The following is a 6,337-nucleotide window of genomic DNA, read 5'->3' as shown; positions in this document are numbered from 1 at the left end:
CACCCCCAAACACCCCGAACCCACCACCCTCACCACCGCCCTCGCCCACGCCCACACCACCGGACACACCCCCACCTGGCCCACCACCGGCCACCCCACCCCCCTCCCCACCTACCCCTTCCAACGCGAGCAGTTCTGGCTCAACACCAGTTCGTCCTTCGGCGACCCGGCCCATCTCGGGCAGCGTGCGACGGCGCATCCGCTGGTCAGTGCCGCCGTGCCGCTCGCCGAGGGGGAGGGCATGGTCTTCTCCGGTCGCCTCTCCCTCCACACCCACCCCTGGCTGGCCGACCACGCCGTGCACGGCACCGCGCTGCTGCCCGGCACCGCCTTCGCCGAACTCGCCCTCCACGCCGGTGAGTACGTCGGCTGCACCCTGGTGGAGGAGCTGACGATCCAGGCGCCGTTCGCCCTCCCCGACCAGGGCGCCATCCAGCTTCAGGTCACCGTCGGGGCGCCGGACGACGACGGCCGGCGCCGGGTGTGGGTCCACTCCCGGCCGGACACCGACGACGACGCGCCGTGGCTGCGGCACGCCGAAGGCGTGCTGGGCCGCGACGCCGCCCCCGCGCCCGCGCCCGCCGGCAGCGACGCCGCCGCCTGGCCGCCGCCGGGCGCGAACGCCGTGGACCTGTCCGGCTTCTATGAGCGTCTGTCGGAACTCGGCCTCGGCTACGGCCCGGCATTCCAGGGGCTCGTCTCGGCCTGGCGCCTGGGCGACGAGCTCCTCGGCGAGGTGACGCTGCCCGCCAACGCGCCCGGCGCGTCCGGCAGCCGCAGCTTCGGCGTGCACCCGGCGCTGCTCGACGCGGCGTTGCACCCGCTGACGTTCGCCGCGCTGGAGCAGGAGCAGGCGGAGGGCTCCGGGGCGTCGGGGCCGATCAGCCTGCCGTTCTCCTGGACGGACGTGGCCCTGCACGCCACGGGCGCCACCACCGTGCGGGTGCGGATCACGCCGAACGGCCCGGACGCGGTGACGCTGTCGATCACCGACCCGACGGGGGCGGAGGTCGTCAGCGTCGGCTCGCTGGTGCTGCGGGCGGTGTCGGCCGAGCAGCTGCGGGCGCGGCCCGCCACGCAGGACGCGATGTTCCGGCTGGAGTGGAAGGCCCTGCCGCTGCCGGGCGAGGAGGGTCCCTCGCTGACGGTGCTGTCGGACGCCGACGAACTGGCGGCGGTCCTGGCGGACGAGGCCACGCCGCTGCCCGACGCCGTGCTGGTCCCGTGCCCGTCCACCGCCCACGACCCCGCGCAGGACCCCGCCCACGACCCCGCCGCGCAGGCGCACCGCGCCGCCGCCTGGGCGCTTGACCTGGTACGCCGTTGGGCGGCCGCGCCCAAAGCAGCGGCCGAGGCGCGGCTGGTGCTGGCCACCCGTGGCGCGGTCGCGGCGCGGCCGGGCGAGCGGCTGGCCGACCCCGGCTCGGCGTCGGTGTGGGGCCTGGTGCGCGCCGCGCAGGCGGAGAACCCGGACCGGTTCGTTCTGCTGGACCTGGACGAGGCGGCGCCCGCGGCGGCGGCCGACCGGGTGCGCGCCGCGCTGGCCACCGGCGAGCCGCAGCTGGCGCTGCGCGGCGCCGACGGGTCCGGGACGGCGGCGGCGTACGTGCCCCGGCTGACGCGCGAGACCGGGCAGGGCGTGCTCAACCCGCCGCCGGACACCCCCTCCTGGCGGCTGGACGTGACGCAGAAGGGCACCCTCGAGAACCTCGCGCTGGTTCCGCACCCGGGTGCGGAGGCCCCGTTGGAGCCCGGGCAGATCCGGATCGCGCTGCGCGCCGCCGGGCTGAACTTCCGTGACGTGCTGATCGGCCTCGGCATGTACCCGGGGGACGCGCTGATCGGCAGCGAGGGCGCGGGCGTGGTCGTGGAGGTCGGGCCGGGCGTGACCGGGCTGGCGCCGGGCGACGCCGTGATGGGGCTGCTCGACGGCGGCGCCGGGCCGCGCGCGGTGACCGACCAGCGGCTGGTGACGCGCATCCCGTCGGGCTGGTCGTTCGCGGAGGCGGCCGCCGCGCCGATCGTCTTCCTGACCGCGTACTACGGGCTGGTGGACCTGGCGCGCATCCAGCCGGGCGAGCGCCTGCTGGTGCACTCGGCGGCGGGCGGCGTCGGCATGGCCGCCCTGCAACTCGCCCCGCACCTGGGCGCGGAGGTGTTCGGCACGGCCAGCCCCGGCAAGTGGGGCACGGTGCGGGCGGCCGGTCTTGACGAGGCGCACCTGGCGAACTCCCGCACCCTCGACTTCGAGGAGAAGTTCCTGGCCGCGACCGGCGGCGCGGGCATGGACGTGGTGCTGGACTCGCTGGCGCGGGAGTTCGTGGACGCCTCGCTGCGGCTGCTGCCGCGCGGCGGGCGGTTCCTGGAGATGGGCAAGACCGACATCCGGGACCCCGAGGAGGTGGCCGCGCAGCACGCGGGCGTGGTCTACCAGGCGTTCGACATGGTGGATGCCGGGTTCGACCGCATCCAGGAGATGCTGACCGAGCTGCGCGCGCTGTTCGAGGCGGGCACGCTGCGCCCGCTGCCGGTGACGGCGTGGGACATCCGGCGGGCGCCGGAGGCGTTCCGGCACCTGAGCCAGGCCAAGCACGTCGGCAAGGTGGTGCTCACCGTGCCGAGGGAGCTGGACCGCGACGGCACCGTGCTGATCACGGGCGGCACCGGCGGGCTGGGCGCGCTGCTGGCGCGGCACCTGGTGGCCGAGCACGGCGTGCGGGACCTGGTGCTGACCAGCAGGCGGGGGCCGGAGGCCGAGGGCGCCGCCGAACTCGTCGCGGAGCTGGAGGCGTTGGGCGCCTCGGCGCGGGTCGCGGCGTGTGACGTGGCGGACCGGGCGGCGGTGGAGGCGTTGCTGGACGGGCTGCCGCGGCTGACGGCGGTGGTGCACACCGCCGGCGTGCTGGACGACGGCATGCTCGCCTCGTACACGCCGGAGCGGCTGGCGGGCGTGCTGCGGCCGAAGGCCGATGGCGCGCGGCTGCTGCACGAGGCGACGGCGGACCGGGACCTGGCGGCGTTCGTGCTGTACTCGTCGATCGCCGGCACGGTGGGCAACCCCGGGCAGGGCGCGTACGCGGCGGGGAACGCCTTCCTGGACGCCCTGGCCACCCACCGCTGGGAGCGCGGTCTGCCCGCCATCTCGCTGGCGTGGGGGCTGTGGGCGCCGACCGGGGGCATGGTCGGCACGCTGGGCGAGGCCGACGCCGAGCGGCTGGGCAGGCGCGGCGCGCTGGTGACGCTGACGGACGAGCAGAACCTCGCGCTCTTCGACGCCGCCGTCGCGGGCGCGCAGCCCGCCGTCGTCCCGGCGAAGGTGGACGCGGGGGCGCTGGAGTCGGCGGCGGGCGGCACCGGGCTGCCGCTGCCGCCGGTGCTGCGGGACCTGGTGCGCCGCCCGGTGCGGCAGGCGGCGGCGGGCGGCGTGGAGAGCGCCTCCTCGCTGGTGGCGCGGCTGGCGGGGCGGAGCGAGGCGGAACGCGACGGGCTGCTGCTGGAGTTGGTGCGGCAGGACGTCGCCATGGTGCTCGGTCACCTCACGGCGGACGCGGTCGGCGCCGACCAGGAGTTCCAGCAGCTCGGCTTCGACTCGCTGACCGCCGTGGAGCTGCGCAACCGGCTCACGGCGGCGACGGGGCTGCGGCTGCCCGCCACGCTGATCTTCGACTACCCGACGCCGGCCGCGCTGGCCGGGTATCTCGGGGAGCGGCTGCTGCCCGAGCTGGGCGAGGCCGCTGCCGCCGCCACGCCCGCCACGCCCGCCACGCCCGCCACAGCCGTCGCGCGGACGGGGTCGGGGGACGGCGAGGCGACGGACGCCGAGCCGATCGCGATCGTGGGCATCGCCTGCCGCTACCCCGGCGGCGTCGCCTCGCCGGAGGATCTGTGGCGGCTGGTGGCCGAGGGCCGTGACGCGATCTCCCCTTTCCCCGACGGGCGCGGCTGGGATGTGGACGCCATCTACGACCCGGAGCCCGGCAAGCCCGGCAAGACGTACGCCAAGGCGGGCGGGTTCCTGAACGACGCCGACCTCTTCGACGCCGACTTCTTCGGGATCTCGCCGCGTGAGGCGGCGGCCATGGACCCGCAGCAGCGGCTGCTGCTGGAGACCTCCTGGGAGATGTTCGAGAACGCCGGGATCGACCCGGCATCGCTGCGCGGCAGCCAGACGGGCGTGTTCGCGGGCGTCATCGCGCAGGACTACGTGGCGCGGCTGCCGCAGCTTCCGGAGGGTTACGAGGGCTACATCGGCACCGGCAACACCACGAGCGTCGCCGCCGGCCGCCTGTCGTACACCTACGGCTTCGAGGGCCCGGCGGTGACGGTGGACACGGCGTGCTCGTCGTCGCTGGTGGCGTTGCACCTGGCCACGCAGGCGCTGCGGCGCGGCGAGTGCGCGATGGCGGTCAGCGGCGGCGTGACGGTGATGTCGGCGCCGACGATGTTCACCGAGTTCAGCCGGCAGCGGGGGCTGTCGCCCGACGGGCGGTGCAAGGCGTTCGCCGCGTCGGCCGACGGCACCGGCTGGAGCGAGGGCGTGGGCCTGGTGCTGCTGGAGCGGCTGTCGGACGCCCGCCGCAACGGCCACCGGGTGCTCGCGGTCGTGCGCGGCTCGGCGGTCAACCAGGACGGCGCCAGCAACGGCCTGACCGCGCCGAACGGGCCCTCGCAGCAGCGCGTGATCCGGCAGGCCCTGGCCGACGCCCGCCTCGGCACCGCCGACGTGGACGTCGTGGAGGCCCACGGCACGGGAACGGAGCTGGGCGACCCGATCGAGGCGCAGGCGCTGCTCGCGACCTACGGGCAGGGCAGGCCGGAGGACCGGCCGCTGTGGCTCGGCTCGCTGAAGTCCAACATCGGCCACACGCAGGCGGCGGCGGGCATCGGCGGCGTGATCAAGATGGTCATGGCGATGCGGAACGGCATGCTGCCGCAGACCCTGCACGTCGACGCCCCCTCGGCCCACATCGACTGGGAGGCGGGCGCGGTCGCGCTGCTGACCGACGCCCAGCCCTGGGAGGCCAACGGGCACCCGCGCCGGGCCGCCGTCTCCTCCTTCGGCATCAGCGGCACCAACGCCCACATCATCCTGGAGCAGTCCCCGGAGAAGCCGGCGGAAGAGGCGCCGGAGGCAGACCAGCGGCCGGTGCCGTGGGTGTTGTCCGCGAAGGAGCCGCAGGCCGTGCGGGAGCAGGCGGGCCGCCTGCTCGGCGTTGGCGCGGACGACCGGCTGGCGACGGCTCACGCGCTGCTCCGCCGCACGCGGTTCGAGCACCGGGCGGTGGCGTTCAACGCCGAGGCCCTAGCCGCGCTCGCCGCCGACGAGCCCCACCCGCACCTGGCCACCGGCACCGCCATCGCCGGCAAGAAGGTGTTCGTCTTCCCTGGTCAGGGCTCGCAGTGGCCGGGCATGGGACAGCACCTGATGGCCACCGAACCGGTCTTCGCCGACCACATCCACGCCTGCGCCGAGGCCTTCACGCCCTACGCAGACGACTGGAACCTCACCCAGCTCCTGACCCAGCCGGACCCGGCCCTGCTGGAACGGGTCGACGTCATCCAGCCCGTCCTCTTCGCCGTCATGACCGGCCTGGCCAAACTCTGGCAGCACCACGGCGTCACCCCCGACGCCGTCGTGGGCCACTCCCAGGGCGAGATCGCCGCCGCCTACACCGCCGGAGCGCTCAACCTTGAGGACGCGGCCAAAGCCGTGCTGCTGCGCGCCAAAGCCATCACCGCCCTCGCGGGCACCGGCGCCATGGCCTCCCTCCCCCTCCCCGCCGACCAGGTCGAGGCGTTGCTGAGCGAGGAGGTACACATCGCCGCGCTCAACGGCCCCACCTCAACCGTCGTCTCCGGCACGCCCCAGGCCATCGACAAACTCGTAGCCGACTGCCAGGCCCGCGACATCCGCGCCCGCAAAATCCCCGTCGACTACGCCTCCCACTGCCCCCACATCGAAACCCTGCGCGAAGCGATCCTCGAAGCCCTCGACGGCATCACCCCCACCCAGACATCCATCGACTTCTACTCCACCGTCACCATCGAGCCCATCGACACCACCACCCTCACCGCCGACTACTGGTACACCAACCTCCGCCAGCAAGTCCGCTTCCAGGACACGGTGGAGCTCCTGCACCACGACGGCTACCGCCACTTCATCGAGGCCAGCCCTCACCCCGTCCTGACCATCGGCATCCAGCACACCCTCGACGACCAGCCGGCCGCCGTCCTTGGCACCCTTCGCCGCGACCACGGCGACCGATTCCCCCACGCCCTCGCCGAAGGACACGCCCAGGGCCTGACGGTCGACTGGTACCTCTCCACCCCCAACGCG

General features: G+C 75.0%; 1 protein-coding gene. It reads left to right on the top strand.

Going from position 1 to position 6,337, the window contains the following annotated elements:
• The coding region (locus tag ACTWQH_RS32310; protein WP_443290377.1) for an SDR family NAD(P)-dependent oxidoreductase at nucleotides 1-6,337 on the top strand (6,337 nt) is incomplete at both ends.

The organism is Streptomyces sp. 6N223 (assembly GCF_052246635.1).
Lineage (GTDB): Bacteria > Actinomycetota > Actinomycetes > Streptomycetales > Streptomycetaceae > Streptomyces.
The sequence above is the reverse complement of the archived record's forward strand: the minus strand, read 5'-3'. Positions and strand labels throughout refer to the sequence as shown.